Consider the following 15,560-nt stretch of genomic DNA (forward strand, 5'->3'; position numbering starts at 1 on the left):
GGTTTTTGTGAGCACCAGCGGGCCTACAATGGTTGTATGACCACACTGATCCGCGCGGATGGGCTCAACATCACGCGAGGCAAGAACCAGATCCTACATGACATCCAGTTTGATCTGCGTGCAGGCCAAATCATTGGGATTATTGGGCCGTCAGGTTCAGGAAAGACCACTTTGCTTCGCGCTATTGTCGGCGTGCAGCGGTTCCAGGGGGAGCTAACGGTGTTGGGGCATCCTGCAGGGGATCGTCGCAACCGGGGCCGTATCGGTTACATGACGCAAAGTGCCAGTGTGTATGAAGGTTTGACGGTGGCGGAGAATGTGGATTACTTTGCTAAGTTGGCTGGGGTTCGTGGCGCTACCGATGAAGTTGTGGAGTTCTTGAGCCTAGGTGACCAGCGAAATCAGAAAGTCAGCAACCTGTCTGGAGGGCAGCGCAACCGGGTGAGTTTGGGAGCCGCGCTGGTCGGTAACCCAGAGCTACTTGTTTTGGATGAGCCGACGGTCGGTCTCGACCCGCTGACTCGCGAAAGTATTTGGCAGCACCTCCGCGACCTCGGCACCAGCATCCTCATCTCGAGCCACGTCATGGATGAGGCGGCTCGGTGCGATGACATTTTGTTACTGCGGGAGGGGCGGGTGTTGGCACATGCGAGCCCGGCAGAGCTGCGTCGACAAGCGGGGGCGCAGGACTTGGACGATGCTTTTCTGACGTTGATTAAGCGGGAGCAACGATGAATTTGATTGGGGCCACCATGCAGCGGATCCTGCGGGAAATCACGGGAGATCGGCGCACGGTTGGGCTTATTGTGGCGGTGCCGTCGCTGCTGCTCGCGCTGCTATATTTCGTATACGACGGCTCGCAGCTCTTTAATCAGGTGGCGGTGATGATGCTCGGGGTGTTCCCGATGCTCCTGATGTTTATTGTGGCTTCGGTGACGATGCAGCGCGAGCGCAAATCCGGCACCCTCGAACGCCTCATGACCACCCGATTGACGCAGGCTCAGCTGCTCGCAGCCTATGGTTTGGCGTTTAGTGCGTTCGCGCTGGTGCAGTCGTTGGTGTTGGTGGTGATTGCTCATTTTCTGCTCGGCGTCGTCACTGAAGCGCCGATCGGCTGGATCTTTGTGATTGCGCCACTTTCCGGCATCGTCGGAGGGGCGTTTGGATTGCTGGCCAGTGCTTTTGCGGAAAATGAGTTCCAGGCAGTGCAGTTCATGCCGGTTTTCTTCGGCCCGCAGTTCTTCCTGGGTGGCATTTTGGTGCCACGCGGTCAGATGAACGAGGTCCTCCACGGGATCTCGAACGTGCTGCCGATGTCTTATGTCATCGACTTACTGAGGGGCCTGATGATGAGCAGCCAGCTGCCTGAGCATTTTGCCCGCGACATCGTAGTGGTGGTGCTGTTTGCTGTGGCTGCGCTCGTGCTCGCGGCGACCTCGATGCCACGAGCAACGAAGTAACGGCCAAACGTTAGGTGTCGTTCCTCTCGATAACTTCTCCCAGGCCGGCAACATTTTCCGCGAGGATCTTTCCCCCACGCGGCCGCAGTGAGCCGTAAACCTTATTCAGCGCAGGGTAATTCAACTTCGAGGCCACTTTGTCGGCGGACGCCATGAGCTTGTCGGCTACCTCAGCCTTGTGGGCCTCGAGATGGCTCGCGAAAGATACCTGCTCAGGGCGCGAATCCCAGTAAGGGGAAAGCACCTCGAGGGCCTCGGGAAGGAAATGCTTTACACCCAACTCAATCGCATTGGGCTTGGCCTTTTCTGCGGCCTTGAGCCCGCCTTTGATGGCCATGCCCGTGATCCCGGACTGCTTATCGACGGTCGTGCGAACATAATCAGCCACGTCGCGGTAGAGGGCGTCCCTGCGTTGGCCAGTGAATACGTCATTGAGTGAGCTCATGTTCTCATCCTAGCTAGGTTCTACTAAAGGTGAGGGTAAAGGAAGATCCCCTTAGGGCACAGCTTCCTTATTGCTAAGGCAGCGATCTCCTAAAGGGACCCGTCGCGATTCTTCCGCCACAGTAGTTAACTGCAATCACAACAGTCACAAATGTAACAAAGAGGGGCGAGGAGTAGCAACCGGTATGGGCGATTTCACCTTTCGGCATAGGCGACCAAGACGTGCGCCAGCACATCGTTGTGGGAACTAAGCGGGCGCAGCTTTTCACAAGCACTAAACACGGCCTCGCGTTGCGACTCTGAATTGCGGAACACGGGAACACCACCAATCGTCGCACCGACCAAGGCGGCCACGGAAACAAGCGCGGGAAGTGAGCGTATCGACGCCCCCGTCAGCGACGCAACTTCGTCGGCAAGCACGAGGGCGTACTCAGCGTCCACGGCGCACCCGCTCCTCCAGCGCTGCGTAGGAGGCGACCTCGCGCCGGGCTAGTTCCCGCAGCTCAGCGGTGCGAACTGTCCGGGCTGCCTTCTCGACGATCGCGCGTGCCGCAGCCTCCTGCTTAGAAACTCCCAACGAGGAGGCTAGGAGGGTAAGCGCTGCGTCTTGTTCGGTGGTAAGGCGGAGTGTCATGGCCATGGTATCAATATGATACCAGCGCACGCGCTCAACGCCTGAAAAACGTACACTGGAGGGGATTTCCTAGCAGAAAAGGTTTAACAAGTGAGCGACGAGAGTCTCTTTGATCGTATTCAGCCGATCGACATCAACGAGGAGATGCAGTCGAGCTACATCGACTACGCCATGTCCGTCATCGTCGGTCGCGCGCTGCCCGAGGTCCGCGATGGCCTGAAGCCGGTGCACCGCCGCATCCTGTACGCCATGTTTGACAATGGTTTCCGCCATGACCGCTCGTACGTGAAGTCCGCGAAGCCCGTCGCCGAAACGATGGGTAATTACCACCCGCACGGCGACGTCGCTATTTACGACACCCTCGTGCGTCTCGCCCAGCCGTGGAACATGCGCTACCCGCTGGTCGACGGCCAGGGTAACTTCGGTTCCCGCGGCAACGACGGCCCGGCCGCCATGCGTTACACCGAGTCCCGTATGACTCCGCTGGCGCTGGAAATGGTGCGCGACATCCGCGAAAATACCGTCGACTTCGTGCCCAACTACGACGGCAAGACCACCGAGCCAACGATTCTGCCTTCGCGTGTGCCTAACCTGTTGATGAACGGCTCCGGCGGTATCGCCGTCGGTATGGCTACCAACATCCCGCCGCACAACTTGAATGAGCTGGCTGAGGCTATCTACTGGATGTTGGAGAACCCAGAAGCTGATGAGGCGGCCCAGCTTGAGGCCTGCATGGAGCGCATCAAGGGCCCAGACTTCCCGACCGCTGGTCTGATCGTGGGTACCGATGGCATCAAGGATGCGTACACCACCGGTCGCGGTTCCATCCGCATGCGCGGCGTGACGTCGATCGAGGAAGAGGGCAACCGCCAGACCATCGTCATCACCGAGTTGCCTTACCAGGTCAACCCGGACAACATGATCTTGAACATCGCAGAGCAGGTTAACCAGGGCAAACTCGCTGGTATCGCGAAGATCGACGATGAGTCGTCCGACCGCGTGGGCATGCGCATCGTGATCACGCTCAAACGGGATGCCGTACCACGCGTGGTGCTCAACAACCTGTACAAGCACTCTCAGCTGCAGACCAACTTTGGTGCCAACATGCTCTCCATCGTGGATGGCGTGCCCCGCACCTTGCGTATTGACCAGATGGTGCGCCTGTACACCGATCACCAGATCGAAGTCATTATCCGACGCACCCAGTTCCGCCTGGACGAGGCTGAAAAGCGCGCCCACATTCTGCGTGGCCTGGTCAAGGCGCTCGACATGCTCGACGAGGTCATCGCCCTGATCCGCCGTTCGCCAACTGTCGAGGAGGCTCGCTCGGGCCTGATGGGGCTTCTCGACGTCGACGAGATCCAAGCAGACGCGATCCTCGCCATGCAGCTGCGTCGCCTGGCTGCCCTGGAGCGGCAAAAGATCGTGGATCAGCTCGCCGAAATCGAGCTGGAAATCGCCGACCTCAAGGACATTCTGGCCAATCCGGAACGGCAGCGCGCCATCGTACGCGACGAGTTGAAAGAAATCGTCGATAAGTACGGCGATGAGCGCCGCACCCAGATCGTGGCCGCGACCGGCGATGTCACCGAAGAAGACTTGATCGCCCGCGAGAACGTAGTAGTAACCATTACATCCACGGGTTACGCCAAGCGCACCAAGGTGGATGCGTACAAGTCGCAGCGCCGTGGCGGCAAGGGAGTACGAGGCGCAGAGCTGAAGCAGGACGACGTCGTCCGCCACTTCTTCGTGTGCTCCACCCATGACTGGATCCTGTTCTTCACCAACTACGGTCGCGTGTACCGCCTGAAGGCCTATGAGCTGCCGGAAACCTCCCGCACCGCGCGCGGCCAGCACGTGGCCAACCTGCTGGAATTCCAGCCCGGCGAGCAGATCGCCCAGGTCATCCAAATCCAGTCCTACCAGGACGCGGAATACCTGGTCCTGTCCACCCAGCAAGGTCGCGTGAAGAAGTCCCGCCTGCTCGACTACGAATCGAACCGCTCTGGCGGTCTGATCGCGATCAACTTGAACGAGGGCGACAAGCTCATTGGTGCCGCGCTTTGTTCCGGCGACGACGAGCTGGTGTTGGTGTCCGAGGAAGGCCAGTCCATCCGCTTCCGTGCGGACGATGAAACGCTGCGCCCGATGGGCCGCGCCACTGCGGGTGTTAAGGGCATGCGCTTCCGTGGCGACGACCAGTTGCTGTCCATGTGTGTCGTCCGCGACGGCGAATACCTGCTGGTAGCCACCTCGGGTGGGTACGGCAAGCGCACAAGCATGGAGGAATACTCCGTGCAGGGTCGCGGCGGTGTCGGTGTGGTGACCTTCAAGTACAACGCGAAGCGCGGCAAGCTCATTGGCGCGCTCGCGGTTGACGACGACGACCAAATCTTCGCCATCACCTCGGGCGGCGGCGTGATTCGCACCGAAGTCAACCAGATCCGCCCAACTTCGCGCGCCACGATGGGTGTGCGCCTCGTCGATCTTCCTGACGGGGTGGAATTGCTAGCCATCGACAAGAACGTCGAGGACGAAGGCGAAGAAGCCGCCGAAGCTGTCGCAACCGGCAAGGTAGCTTCCCCAGCGGAGGCCTCGGCTGTCGCTGCGGAGACCGAGTCTTTGGAGACGGTGGTTGACTCCGCCGACCAGCCTCTCGACGCGTCTGGCGTGCCGCAGGACGATTCGCAGGACGAGGAGTAGGTAGATGGCTGCTAAGCAGATGACCGTGCAGCACGTGTCGGTAGGTTCGGCGTTTAGAACCGCGCTCGTTTTGTCGCTGGCCGGGCTCATCGCCTGGATGATCTGCGTGATCCTGCTGTACCTAGGCATGGCGCAGGCGGGCGTGTGGGACAGCTTGAACTCCGTCATCGGCGGCGCGGGCGGCGAAGGCACCATCTCTTTCAAGGTCGTGATGTCCTTTGCTGGTCTGCTCGGCGCGATCATGGCGGTGCTTATCTCGGTGCTGGCTCCGCTCGGCGCGGTGATCTACAACGCGACCGTCGATTTGTTCGGTGGTCTCGTGGTTACGCTGCGCGACGACCTCGACTAAAGGTCCCGCTCATTCAACCCCGCGAAAAGATACTATGACCAGGCGATTTGCATTGTGTCGACGCGGGGTTGTAAAGTTCATATTCGTTCCCAGGGCCTATAGCTCAGTCGGTTAGAGCGCATCGCTGATAACGATGAGGTCGCAAGTTCGATTCTTGCTAGGCCCACAGGAACAAAGGGGCATTAGCTCAATTGGTAGAGCATCTGCTTTGCAAGCAGAAGGTCAGGAGTTCGATTCTCCTATGCTCCACAGATAACCCGCTCCAGCTTAGGCTGGGGCGGGTTTTGTGGTGTCTGAAGTTGGGGGTTTCGGGGCTGTGCAACTTGAGGGTTAAGTAAAGAAAAGTGTGTCCGGTCGGTGTGTCGCCGGCCGTCCGTGTTTGCTGCACAAGTGCTATGTCGTCGCTTCGGCGTAGTCCGACTACGTAGAGCAGCGTTTTTTAATGAATATAATCCCGCAGCGGTAGTCCGACTACACCGAAGTGACGACATCGAGCGAGCTAACGCTCCCAGACAACAACAAATACTGGCCTCAGGCCCACAACGCTGCGGAAATCACGCATCGGAGACACACTTTTCTTTACTTAACCCCCGCAAGGCTTCTTCGGACCGGTTTTTGGGCTCTCCGGTGTGCTGAAGTTTCGTGGCCGGGGTCGTGGCGCTTGTCGACGCAACCGGTGTCGCGCTTTTCACCATGCAGCCCCGGAACCTGCCGAACCAGCCAGCACCCCAGCCGTAATCTACCTGCGACCGAGGTAGAGCTTCGTCGCATTCTGCCGGAGGATTCCCGCCCGGACGCTTTCGTCGAGTTTCGCCCCGCGCACGTAGTCAAAGGCGCGCACGTACTTTTCCTCCTGGAAGTACGGGAAGTCGGATCCGGCGAGTATCTGACTAGCGCCGAAGGCTTCAACAGCTAGGCGCAGGGCTGGTTCGTAGAAGTTGGCGGCGTCGAAGTAGAACCCTCGTAGGGTCGCTTGCGGGGAGGCGGGGAAGGCATTCCAGTCGGCATAGTTGTCTTCGATGCGCTGGAAGAGGAATGCGAGGTCCCCACCCAGGTGCGCGATGTGGAAGGTGATGTTCGGGTACCGCGCGGGGATGTTGGCTTTGAGCAGCGCGAGCACTGTGGTGGCGTCTTCGATCGGGGCGCCGTTGACCCATTCCAGGTGTCGGCTAGTCACCAGGTGCGAGCAGAGACCGCTACCCGTGGGGTGGATATTGACAATGGCGTGCGCCCGGTCGAGTGCGACCCACAGCGGGTCGAACGCTGGGTCATCGATCATGTTTTGGCCACTAAGCACGGTGGGTAGCGACACCCCGACGAATCCGCGGTCGAAGACTTCCGGGACTTCGGCGACCGCGGCGGCGATATCGGTTAAGGGGAGCGCTCCGTAGGCGAGAAAGCGGTCCGGGTGGGCGTCGATAAGCCGGGCATATTCGTCATTGATCCAGGTTGCCGCTTCGGCGGTGGGTGGGACCTGCGGGGTCACCGCGAGCACTTGCTTTTCGACGCCCGCCTCGTCCATCCAGCGTAGTCGGCGGGAGATGTCCTCCGGCGTGGAGTAGGCGCCGAGGCCGCGCGCGATTTTGGTGGTGGCCGGCGACACCCCGGCCTTTTCGATCATGTCTAGGTAGCGTTCGGGGTAGACATGGGCATGGGTGTCGATGGCGGTGAGCATTATTCTTCGGATCCTTCCTGGGCACCATAGGCGACGCCCATGGTGATGATGGCGACGATGATTGCCACGATACTGATAGTCATGACGGCAGTGTTGATGCTGCCGGAGTCGGCGAAAGCAGCCACGATGGTTGCGACCATCGAGGAGGCCACCGCGGTGCCGATTGCGCGGACCAGGGCGTTGACGCCGTTGGCCTCGCCAATTTGGTGGCTCGGTGCGTAGCGGACGATCAACATCGGCAGGGCGGCGTACCCGATGCCCACGCCGAATCCGATGATCGTCGCCCAGCCGACCAGCCAGAACCCGGAGGTTACCGGGATGAGCCGCAGCGCGTAGCCCAAGGCAGTGACGACGGCACCAATGATGAGGATGCGGTTTGCGGGGATGCGTCGAGCCAGGTTAGAAGTCAGCGGCGCCACCACGAACATGGCCAGCGCGTTCGGGAGCATTGCCATGCCAGCGGCGGTTGTCGACCAACCGAAACCGCCACGCGCGACCGGGTTCTGCAGCTCGATGGTGGTAGAAAGCAGGTTGGTGAACATCAGCAGGCCCATGAGGAAGGAAGCGATGTTGGTCAGCAGGATCTGCTGAATTGCGGAGGTCTTGAGGTCAACGAGCGGATCAGCAACGCGCACCTCGATGGCGCCCCAAGCTGCCAGCGCGAGCAGTGCGACGAGGAACGCCCCGATGGTGGCAAACGAACCCCAACCCCAGGCATTACCTTGGGAAATGCCGAGCAGCAACGCAACCAAGCCCAAGGAGAGGAGTACGGCACCGCCGAAATCAAAGCGGTGGCCCTGGCGGGGAGCGGTGGCTGGCAGCACGGCGATGATCAACGCCATGGAGGCCGCGCTGAGCAGGGCAGAGACCACGAATAGCGCCTGCCAGTTAAAAGCTGCCGTGATCGCGCCGCCTAGCGGAATACCGATACCGCCACCCACACCGAGCGTCGCGGACAGAATGGATAACGCGCCCGGGACCCGGTGGGCAGGCAGGCTATCGCGCATCTGTGCCATGGCCACTGGGACCAGCGCGGTGCCCACGCCTTGGAGCGCACGGCCAATAATAAGCAGCGTGGCTCCGCCGAGGGGTGCCAGGATCGAACCCAGGAGGGTGATCGCCATGGCTAGGAGCAGCATGCGGCGACGCCCCAGGTTATCCGAAAGCTTGGAGATGATCGGGGTGGCGATTGCGCCCGTCAGCAAAGTAGAGGTCACTGCCCAGGACACCACCGTGCTGGAGACACCAAGTTGGGCTGGCAAGACCGGCACGGCGGGGACCAGCAAAGTCTGTTGCAGCGCGACAGTCAAGCAGGTGAAACCACCCGCGAAGATAACTAAGGGAGCCCGAGACTCAGTCTTCGTCGGCTCCGAGACAACTGCAGTTATGCTTGAAAAACCTCCAACGTTGTGCGATGTGACATTGTCAGAGCAAGATTAAGCAGTGGGTGCACATTTGGGAATAGGCTTGCAAAACCTAGCTAGTTTCACCACTTGTGCGCTAGAATTGCGCAAAAACAACAAAAAAACTGCAAAGATTGGGCGCGCATGCATATCACCCCCTTGGATCGCCGACTGCTGCTCTTGCTTGACCGCAACCCCACCGCACCAGCCACGGAACTCGCTACTGAGCTGGGGGTAGGGGAGCGCACCGTCACACGCAGGTATGCGCAGCTTCGCGACGCCGGGCTGGTCCGCATTCTCGGCCGGACCCTGCCCAGCTTCGATAATCAAGTGGCGTGGCTCGTGCGCGCGGAGATTAATCCGCTGAACGCGCACGCCTTCGCGCGCAAATTGGCGGAATTACCGAGGAGTCGTTGGGTGCGTGTCAGTAACGATGGCACGGAAATTAACTGTGGCTTCGTGACGTCCGAAAAGGACAATGAACTGCAATTGCTGCTGCGGAGCACCTCTGTGCACCGGGTCCGAACGCACGAGCTGTTGCGGGTGTTCACTCACAATAACCAGGGAGCTACAGCCAGTGCAGGCCGAGCACTGGACGCGATTGATCAGGAGATTCTCGCCGCGCTCGGCAGGGACGGTCGGGCGGACAGCACGCGGATCGCCCGCCAAACTGGGGTCAATTCCAGTACGATTTCGCGTCGTAAGCAGCGTCTCATCAAAGACGGCATCTTGTACTTTGAGGCCGAGATTGAGCCGGAGGCGCTGGCCCTGGCCGGTGACGCCCTGCTGTGGCTGCGGGTGCAGCCAGGTCATCTCATCGAGCTAGCGAATCACCTTCGGTCCTTGCCGGAGTGTCGTTTTGTAGCGGCATGCACTGGGGTGCACAACATGGTGGTTAACGTTAGGACTGTCGAAGTTGCCGACATCATCGACTTCGTGGATGTTCAGCTGGCTAACCGTGGTGTAATGGAATATGAAATCTTCCGGGTCGGCGCCACCTATAAGCGTGCGGGTCGCTAGGCCAGGTTCGGGGCGTCGATTAGCTGTTTGGCTGGGCGTGTAGCCGCTCCCAGCAGGTGGTCAGCAGCTGGTCAGTGGCCTGAACGCCGAAATCTTCGCGGACTAGTGCCGTAAATGTGTCGAAGTCAGGGATGTCTTCGCGCTCGCCGTTTCGATTGATGGTGGTGTTCTGGAGTGTGATGCGGGTGCCGTCTGGGAAGTGCCGCGCGAGCACGAGGTTGGCAGTAAACATCGTCCCGGGCTTTGTGCAGGTCAGCCAGTTGGCGGTGTCGATATCGCTGAGCTGTAGGGCAGGGCCACCCATATTGAAGCCATAGAGGCTGCGGAATTGGCCGTCTTCAGTGCGGGATTGCACGGCAAAGTGGGTGTCCCCTGGGAAGTTGCCGTGGATCACGCGGAAGCTGCCGCGATCAACACCGATCGGCAGCGCCAAGGTAGGAGTGCCACCACCAAAGCCTGGGTCGAGAACCACGGTGTGTCCCTGCACGTTGACCGTGGTCAGCTGGTGGCTCAAGGGGCCGGGTTGGCTCGCATCGGGGCGCAACAGGATGCGCGCGAGATGCGGGGTGGGGGTAAACCCGAGCTCGGTTAAGACCAGCTGGAGGAGGCGGGCATGCTCATGGCAGTAGCCTCCGCGACGGTCGTCGACAAGCTTGCGGAAGACTGCGTCTGGGGAGATGTCAATCCGCTCGCCTGCGTAGACATTGAGGTTTTCGAAGGGGATCGCGGCGGCGTGTGCGCGGAGCATGGTGTCGAAGAAGGCGATGACCTCGTCGAAGGGGGCGGTGGCGAGGTCAGCCGGTGGGGTGGGTAGGGAGAGACGGGTGAAGTAACGTTCGATATTTGATGACATGTCTACAACCCTACTCCGGGTGTCAATGGGGCGTTATGCTGCAGGAATCTTCGTGGTCCTGATGCCCCGGGGGTTCAAATTGGAACGTCGAATGCTTCACACTCACGGGGAAATGTTCCGCCAGGCACTGCTGCAAGGCATCGAGGACCTGCGGAGCATGGCCGTGGTGAAAACACTCCTCGCGCAGCACCACATGCGCGGTAAGGATCGGCAAACCCGTCGTGATCTGTGAGGCGTGGAGGTCATGCACGTCCAGGACGTGCTCATTTTCGAGTACATGGCGGCGCACCTCGGCAAGATCCAGGCCCACTGGGGTCGCTTCGAGCAAAATCGCGCCGGACTCCCGCACGATCATCCACGCGCGCGGCAAGATAAGGATCGCAATAAAAATCGACGCCAGAGAGTCGGCCCTGCTCCACCCGAACCAGGTCATCGCCAGCGCCGAGACGATCACTGCCACGGAGCCCAGCGCATCGTTCACGACTTCCAGGAGGGCCGCCCGCACGTTGATGCTTTCCTTATCTCCCCCGGCGAGCACCGCGATCGCCAGCACATTGCCGAGCAGCCCAATCACCCCGAACCACAACAACCCGCTTGCGGACACGCTCACCGGATCAAAGAGTCGCCGGCACCCCTCGATGACGCCGTACAGGCCGACACCAGCCAGAATCGTCGCCTGGGTGCCGGCCGCCAAAACCTCCGCGCGCCGCAGCCCCCACGTGTGCCGGAGGGTCGGTGGACGAAGCGCGAGGTTCGCGGCGGTCAACGCCATGAGGAGGCCGGAGGCGTCGGTAAGCATGTGGCCTGCGTCGACGATGAGGGCCAGGCTGTCGGTGAGCCACGCCCCGACGAGCTCGGCGAGCAAAATGCCCAGCGTGATCGCGAAGGCCAGCGCTAATCGACGCCGGTTGGTTGCCTCGTGTGCGTGCCCGTGTGCATGATCATGATGGTGACCCATGCGCCCCAGTGTAGCTTAATGAAAACTTAATGAAAATGCGCTGGTGGGGCTGGCTATCCGCAGGGATCGGTGAAATCACCTTGCAGATTCAGCGTGCGAGCATTGCCTCCGTACATGGCCTTCGCTTGACACAGCGCAGCGCGATCATGACCAAAAGGAAAATACACCGGGTAGATATCTTGACCATTGACGCTCTTGCGTATCGACGGGCAGGTCCCCGGAATCATATACCTGGCGCCTGGATACTTGTTGAGGGCCGCTAACAGCTCATCTTCACGAGTGGGGGAGTTCAGCACGGACTGCACAATCAGGATCCCCTGGCCATTGCATTCCGGTTGACTAATCCGAAGGTCGCTTTTGCTCTTGGGTAGGCCCAAGGGGTCTGGTATAGCCATGTCGCCAGGTTTGCTGCAGGTAGCGACACGATTCTTAAACCGTTCCGGCACTTCTGGGTTGCACGGGTAGGTAGAAATCTCCCAGTTTCTACCGTTGTGACGCACGAGTGAAAGCACACCCGATTGCGGCACCCCGGCTACTGCGAAGGTGCCGTCGCAATCTAGGATCGCGCTGAAATCGGGGCGTCCAATCTCTCTCGTAATGGTTACTGGGTCACAGTTGTTGGGCTGGCTGGCCTGCCCTGAATCGATGGGCTGGGACGTGGTCGCCGAAGATGCGACCGGGGTGTCCACCTGCGGTGCTGACTCTGGCGCTGCGACGATGACCGTCTCAGTTACAACCGTTGGCCCCGGGGAGCCCTTCTCGGAGTCACTACACGCAACTAAGAGCGCACAGGCAGCAGCAATTCCCATGATCGGTCGCAAACGTCGGTTCATATGACGAATCATAAAGGGGATTCTCTGGTGCCGCCGGGCTGGAGGCACAGCGGGAAGGCAAAAGCGGGTTAAGTAAAGAACAGTGTGTCTGGTCGGGGTGTCGTCGGCCGTGCGGGTGTGCTGCACAAGTGCTATGTCGTCGCTTCGGCGTAGTCCGACTACGTAGAGCAGCGTTTTTTAATGAATATAATCCCGCAGCGGTAGTCCGACTACACCGAAGTGACGACATCGAGCGGGCTACGGCTCCCACACCCCAGTAAATACTGGCTTCAGACCCACAACGTTGCGGAAAAGATGAATGAGAGACACGCTTTCGCTTACTTAACCCACAAAAACACCCAGCGTTGAAAAACGCTGGGTGTTGGAGGTTGATTGCGGGTTACTTGCCCTGCTTCTTGTCGAAGTCTGCTTCGGCTTCTTCAGCCTGGGCGGTGAGGTCGTCGAGGCGCGCGATGTCGCCCTCGAGAGCTTCGTCGACATGGTCGTCAGCAACCTCGGAGTCGTTGACTGGGGTAACCTCAGCGGCTGCCTTATCGATCGCATCCACGCGGTGCTTGGCCAGCTGTTCGTCGAGGGAGTCGAGGAACTCACGGTCCTCGGCGGTCGGTTCTGGAGCACCTTCGGCTGGGGTCTGGGTGGAGTAGACCAAGGTGGAGCCTTCACCTGCGTGCTCTTCGACGCGTGGTGGAACGGTGCCTGGCTTCTCTGGGCGGAAGATGAACCAGTACAACGCGCCTGCGAGCGCCGAAAGAATCGCGATGAGGGTGAAAGCGGTGCCCAGCTTCTTGCCCTTGTTGTCCTTCTTGACCAACCCGGCCTTCTGAGCCTTCTTGATGGCCTGCTTCTTCTGCTTGGTCAGGTCTTTCACCAGCTGCTTCCGGGTCTTGCGGGTCTCCTTAGCAGCGACTGCGGCGCGATCTTCGGCTTCAGCGCGGGCCTTTTCCAATCGGACTCGCGCGTTTTCTGCCACGGCACCGACGGTAGCTACCGTGGCTTCCTTGCCGGCGTCGATACGCTCGCGCCCGAGGTCAGCCAGCTCGGCGATGGTGTAGTTCTCGGCTGCGTGCGAAAGGGCGTCGTAGGTTTCGGCGGCCTTGCGTTCGCGGTAATCATTGACTGCTTCGAAAGCGCTGCGGGCGACGTTTACCGCCAGGCGCAGATTTTTGGTGTTCATATTATCTCCTAAACTTTTCACTGCTTGTGTCCCCAATGGTAGCGATAATCTTGCCGACGCGACGTGGGCCAAGGGTCCGCCGATCTGCTTGCACCCGCCCCGCCGAGGTGGCTTAACCACCCCTTTTCTGCGGTTTGACGTATTATTAGCTGCATGACTCTTAAGACCGCTACTGCGACGCTGCACACCAACCGCGGCGACATCGTCGTCGAACTCTTCGGTAACCACGCCCCAAAGACTGTTGCTAACTTCGTCGGGCTGGCTGACGGCTCCAAGGAGTACAAGACCGCAAACGCCTCCGGCACCAACGAAGGCCCGTTCTATGACGGCGCCATCTTCCACCGTGTCATCGACGGCTTCATGATCCAGGGCGGCGACCCAACCGGCACCGGCACTGGTGGCCCGGGCTACAAGTTCGAAGACGAAATCCACCCTGAGCTGCGCTTCGACCGCGCATACCTGCTGGCTATGGCAAACGCCGGCCCAGGAACCAACGGTTCCCAGTTCTTTATCACCGTGGCTGCTACCCCTTGGCTGAACGGTAACCACACCATCTTCGGTGAGGTCACCGACGCTGCCTCCCAGAAGGTCGTCGACGAAATCGCCACCACCCAAACCGGCGCCATGGACCGCCCGATTAACGACGTCGTGATCGAATCCATCACCATCGCGTAATATTTTCGCACCACGCCCGCTTGTCGACGCCCGTCGGCAAGCGGGTTTCGTGTTTTCCAAGGAGCAACTTCATGACCCCCATCCCCGTCGTATTCAAGCGCTGGTACGTCCAAGCCCCGGTCACCGTCCTGCTATGCCTGGCAATCCTGCTGGTGTATGTGGTCACGGCCCTGCAGTCCCTGTCTTTAGCGGACAATTTGGCATCTTCCTCGCTGGCTCAGGCTTGGGTGCTGTTTCTGCCAGATATGGGAGCCTCCTGGTTTGGGCCGTTGCGGGCACTGGGCACCGCGTTTCTTCATGTGGGGCCAACTCACCTGGTGCTCAATGTGCTGTTGTTGTTCCTGTTTGGCCGGGAAGTGGAACAGACGTGGGGTTCCAAAATGATGGCGATGGTGTTCGTCACGGCGGCCGTGGGATCTTCGGCGTTCTCGGTGCTCATGGCGCCGGGATCCCGTTCTGCTGGTGCCTCCGGGGTGGGTTATGCCCTGATGATTTTGTTGGTGCTCATCGTGGCTCGTCGCGGTGGGGACCTGCGGGCACCACTTGTGCTTATCGCGGTGAACGTGGTGTTTTCGTTGACGATGCCGAACATTGCGCTGTGGGGACATGTGGGCGGGCTCTTGGTGGGCGCTTTGCAGACCGCTGCTTTGTCTTTCCGTAGCGGGGGTGCTCGTTGGGGTGGAATATGGGCGGTTTTGGGGCTCGGTATTGGGTTGTTGATGTGGCAAGTAGTGAGATTGTTCCCCCACTGGTGGGAGGCAGGCTTCTAGACCTGCGCAGTTTTCCACCGACACGGCCGAATTATCCACCAGGTTATCCCCATCAAGTGATGGGGATTCTTCTTTGCCCAAGTTATCCACACCAGTTATCCACAGTGTGGATAACTACACTTTTGTAATTTGCCATTGTTTCTTCTAACTCAAGGGTTTTTAACGACGTTAATCCAGGTGGATTCGGTTAAATGTTCGACGGTGAAAAAGTTACCCACAGAGTTATCCACAGGCTGTGGATTGTGTGTAAGAAAACTTTTTGTGGATTCATCCCCACATTTGTCCCCAGGCTGTGGATAACTTTCGCTGACATGTCTTGTTAACTATCCCGTCACTTCAGCAAGTCTTTCCGGGGGTGGAATTACAAAGATGAGTTTTACCTTCGAGCCTCAAAGTTTTCTCGGCTACCGGCAGGCGTTGTAAAGAAATCGTAAAAGTGCAGGCAGTAGGCGCAAAGAAAGCGCAAAGATCACCTAGGGGCGGGCGTCGGCACGCCTAGCGTTAGCAATGCCAGTCCAACCACGGGGCTGGGCGGAGGACGCAGCCACGCCCTCTCGCTCACTGCACAAAAACGCAAGAGGTCGACCTAAAGATGACGGATCTGTTGAT

16 protein-coding genes and 2 tRNA genes are annotated in these 15,560 nt (G+C 59.6%); 9 read left to right on the forward strand and 9 right to left on the reverse strand.

The annotated features are described in order from the left end of the window. Positions 1-36: 36 nt before the first annotated feature. Positions 37-735, forward strand: coding sequence for an ABC transporter ATP-binding protein (locus CEPID_RS00045; protein WP_047239237.1), 699 nt, complete (start codon positions 37-39; stop codon positions 733-735). After that, a complete protein-coding gene (locus CEPID_RS00050) occupies positions 732-1,460 on the forward strand; it encodes an ABC transporter permease (RefSeq protein WP_047239238.1) in 729 nt (242 codons plus the stop codon). The genes CEPID_RS00045 and CEPID_RS00050 overlap by 4 nt, the downstream gene beginning before the upstream one ends. Positions 1,461-1,470: 10 nt before the next feature. Here the strand turns inward: CEPID_RS00050 and CEPID_RS00055 are convergent, their stop codons facing one another. The 3 genes from CEPID_RS00055 to CEPID_RS00065 form a co-directional block, all read right to left on the reverse strand. Further along, positions 1,471-1,905 carry a DUF6918 family protein gene (locus tag CEPID_RS00055; RefSeq protein WP_052843232.1) on the reverse strand — a complete coding sequence of 145 codons (435 nt, stop codon included), beginning with the start codon at positions 1,903-1,905 and terminating at the stop codon, positions 1,471-1,473. A gap of 194 nt (positions 1,906-2,099) precedes the next feature. Further along, complete coding sequence (locus CEPID_RS00060) at positions 2,100-2,345, reverse strand: hypothetical protein (protein ID WP_047239239.1); 246 nt, start codon at positions 2,343-2,345, stop codon at positions 2,100-2,102. Beyond that, positions 2,335-2,544 (reverse strand): hypothetical protein, encoded by a 210-nt coding sequence (locus CEPID_RS00065; protein WP_047239240.1) that lies wholly within the window; start codon positions 2,542-2,544, stop codon positions 2,335-2,337. Before CEPID_RS00065 ends, CEPID_RS00060 begins: the two co-directional genes overlap by 11 nt. A gap of 138 nt (positions 2,545-2,682) precedes the next feature. On the opposite strand from CEPID_RS00065, the gene gyrA reads away from it, so the two are divergent. From gyrA to CEPID_RS00085, 4 genes are all read left to right on the forward strand, one after another. Continuing rightward, positions 2,683-5,241 (forward strand): DNA gyrase subunit A, encoded by a 2,559-nt coding sequence (gene gyrA / locus CEPID_RS00070; RefSeq protein WP_407921630.1) that lies wholly within the window; start codon positions 2,683-2,685, stop codon positions 5,239-5,241. Between the two features lie 4 nt (positions 5,242-5,245). Then, a complete protein-coding gene (locus tag CEPID_RS00075) occupies positions 5,246-5,590 on the forward strand; it encodes a DUF3566 domain-containing protein (RefSeq protein ID WP_047239242.1) in 345 nt (114 codons plus the stop codon). Positions 5,591-5,682: 92 nt separating this feature from the next. Next, positions 5,683-5,756: transfer RNA gene (locus CEPID_RS00080), tRNA-Ile, on the forward strand. A 10-nt stretch (positions 5,757-5,766) separates the two neighbouring features. Beyond that, positions 5,767-5,839, forward strand: a tRNA-Ala gene (locus tag CEPID_RS00085). 490 nt (positions 5,840-6,329) lie between these two features. Here the strand turns inward: CEPID_RS00085 and CEPID_RS00090 are convergent. Both CEPID_RS00090 and CEPID_RS00095 read right to left on the reverse strand, forming a co-directional pair. Beyond that, positions 6,330-7,265: an amidohydrolase family protein gene (locus CEPID_RS00090; protein WP_047239243.1), complete on the reverse strand. Its 936-nt coding sequence runs from the start codon at positions 7,263-7,265 to the stop codon at positions 6,330-6,332. After that, complete coding sequence (locus tag CEPID_RS00095; RefSeq protein ID WP_052843233.1) at positions 7,265-8,575, reverse strand: MFS transporter; 1,311 nt, start codon at positions 8,573-8,575, stop codon at positions 7,265-7,267. Before CEPID_RS00095 ends, CEPID_RS00090 begins: the two co-directional genes overlap by 1 nt. Positions 8,576-8,812: 237 nt before the next feature. Between CEPID_RS00095 and CEPID_RS00100 the strand changes: the two genes are divergently transcribed. Then, complete coding sequence (locus CEPID_RS00100) at positions 8,813-9,688, forward strand: Lrp/AsnC family transcriptional regulator (RefSeq protein ID WP_047239245.1); 876 nt, start codon at positions 8,813-8,815, stop codon at positions 9,686-9,688. Positions 9,689-9,707: 19 nt separating this feature from the next. Here CEPID_RS00100 and CEPID_RS00105 read toward each other — a convergent pair whose 3' ends face one another. The 4 genes from CEPID_RS00105 to CEPID_RS00120 form a co-directional block, all read right to left on the reverse strand. Continuing rightward, positions 9,708-10,541, reverse strand: coding sequence for an arylamine N-acetyltransferase family protein (locus tag CEPID_RS00105; RefSeq protein WP_047239246.1), 834 nt, complete (start codon positions 10,539-10,541; stop codon positions 9,708-9,710). Between the two features lie 22 nt (positions 10,542-10,563). Beyond that, positions 10,564-11,499: a cation diffusion facilitator family transporter gene (locus CEPID_RS00110; protein ID WP_047239247.1), complete on the reverse strand. Its 936-nt coding sequence runs from the start codon at positions 11,497-11,499 to the stop codon at positions 10,564-10,566. Between the two features lie 53 nt (positions 11,500-11,552). After that, the gene (locus CEPID_RS12335; RefSeq protein ID WP_144413385.1) at positions 11,553-12,332 is read right to left on the reverse strand and encodes a hypothetical protein; all 780 of its coding nucleotides are present in this window, start codon (positions 12,330-12,332) and stop codon (positions 11,553-11,555) included. 379 nt (positions 12,333-12,711) lie between these two features. After that, on the reverse strand, positions 12,712-13,506 hold the full coding sequence (locus tag CEPID_RS00120) for a hypothetical protein (protein ID WP_047239248.1): 795 nt from the start codon (positions 13,504-13,506) through the stop codon (positions 12,712-12,714). A 153-nt stretch (positions 13,507-13,659) separates the two neighbouring features. Between CEPID_RS00120 and CEPID_RS00125 the strand changes: the two genes are divergently transcribed. Both CEPID_RS00125 and CEPID_RS00130 read left to right on the forward strand, forming a co-directional pair. Beyond that, the gene (locus CEPID_RS00125; RefSeq protein ID WP_047239249.1) at positions 13,660-14,181 is read left to right on the forward strand and encodes a peptidylprolyl isomerase; all 522 of its coding nucleotides are present in this window, start codon (positions 13,660-13,662) and stop codon (positions 14,179-14,181) included. Between the two features lie 71 nt (positions 14,182-14,252). Continuing rightward, positions 14,253-14,951 (forward strand): rhomboid family intramembrane serine protease, encoded by a 699-nt coding sequence (locus tag CEPID_RS00130; RefSeq protein ID WP_047239250.1) that lies wholly within the window; start codon positions 14,253-14,255, stop codon positions 14,949-14,951. Positions 14,952-15,560 lie beyond the last annotated feature (609 nt).

The sequence above is a fragment of the Corynebacterium epidermidicanis genome (assembly GCF_001021025.1).
Lineage (GTDB): Bacteria > Actinomycetota > Actinomycetes > Mycobacteriales > Mycobacteriaceae > Corynebacterium > Corynebacterium epidermidicanis.

What these genes read in the sequence shown, in the direction of transcription:
- CEPID_RS00045 (WP_047239237.1), top strand. Translation starts at nt 37, where the DNA reads ATGACCACACTGATCCGCGCGGATGGGCTCAACATCACGCGAGGCAAG.
- CEPID_RS00050 (WP_047239238.1), top strand. Translation starts at nt 732, where the DNA reads ATGAATTTGATTGGGGCCACCATGCAGCGGATCCTGCGGGAAATCACG.
- CEPID_RS00055 (WP_052843232.1), bottom strand. Translation starts at nt 1,905, where the DNA reads ATGAGCTCACTCAATGACGTATTCACTGGCCAACGCAGGGACGCCCTC.
- CEPID_RS00065 (WP_047239240.1), bottom strand. Translation starts at nt 2,544, where the DNA reads ATGGCCATGACACTCCGCCTTACCACCGAACAAGACGCAGCGCTTACC.
- gyrA (WP_407921630.1), top strand. Translation starts at nt 2,683, where the DNA reads ATGCAGTCGAGCTACATCGACTACGCCATGTCCGTCATCGTCGGTCGC.
- CEPID_RS00075 (WP_047239242.1), top strand. Translation starts at nt 5,246, where the DNA reads ATGGCTGCTAAGCAGATGACCGTGCAGCACGTGTCGGTAGGTTCGGCG.
- CEPID_RS00090 (WP_047239243.1), bottom strand. Translation starts at nt 7,265, where the DNA reads ATGCTCACCGCCATCGACACCCATGCCCATGTCTACCCCGAACGCTAC.
- CEPID_RS00100 (WP_047239245.1), top strand. Translation starts at nt 8,813, where the DNA reads ATGCATATCACCCCCTTGGATCGCCGACTGCTGCTCTTGCTTGACCGC.
- CEPID_RS00105 (WP_047239246.1), bottom strand. Translation starts at nt 10,541, where the DNA reads ATGTCATCAAATATCGAACGTTACTTCACCCGTCTCTCCCTACCCACC.
- CEPID_RS00110 (WP_047239247.1), bottom strand. Translation starts at nt 11,499, where the DNA reads ATGGGTCACCATCATGATCATGCACACGGGCACGCACACGAGGCAACC.
- CEPID_RS12335 (WP_144413385.1), bottom strand. Translation starts at nt 12,332, where the DNA reads ATGAACCGACGTTTGCGACCGATCATGGGAATTGCTGCTGCCTGTGCG.
- CEPID_RS00120 (WP_047239248.1), bottom strand. Translation starts at nt 13,506, where the DNA reads ATGAACACCAAAAATCTGCGCCTGGCGGTAAACGTCGCCCGCAGCGCT.
- CEPID_RS00125 (WP_047239249.1), top strand. Translation starts at nt 13,660, where the DNA reads ATGACTCTTAAGACCGCTACTGCGACGCTGCACACCAACCGCGGCGAC.
- CEPID_RS00130 (WP_047239250.1), top strand. Translation starts at nt 14,253, where the DNA reads ATGACCCCCATCCCCGTCGTATTCAAGCGCTGGTACGTCCAAGCCCCG.